General features: G+C 66.2%; 1 protein-coding gene. It reads left to right on the top strand.

Annotated features, from left to right (window positions below; genetic code table 11):
* Window positions 1-302 (top strand): aromatic amino acid lyase (locus tag ACCD00_RS30825; protein WP_413428945.1); only part of this gene is annotated, 302 nt, incomplete at both ends.

Below are 302 nucleotides of genomic sequence, written 5' to 3'. Positions count from 1 at the left end.
GAAGTGCTGGCCATCGAAGCCAACGCCGTCTCGGACAACCCGCTGGTGTTCGCCGCCGAAGGCGACGTGATCTCCGGCGGCAACTTCCACGCCGAGCCGGTGGCCATGGCCGCCGACAACATGGCCCTGGCCATCGCCGAAATCGGTTCCCTGAGCGAGCGTCGCATCTCGCTGATGATGGACAAGCACATGTCGCAATTGCCGCCGTTCCTGGTGGCCAACGGCGGCGTGAACTCCGGCTTCATGATCGCCCAGGTCACCGCGGCGGCCCTGGCCAGCGAGAACAAGGCGCTGTCCCATCC

This window comes from Pseudomonas sp. Pseusp3 (assembly GCF_047304225.1).
Lineage (GTDB): Bacteria > Pseudomonadota > Gammaproteobacteria > Pseudomonadales > Pseudomonadaceae > Aquipseudomonas > Aquipseudomonas fluorescens_CD.
Note: the sequence above shows the minus strand (reverse complement) of the source record. Positions and strands in the feature narration are given on the sequence as shown.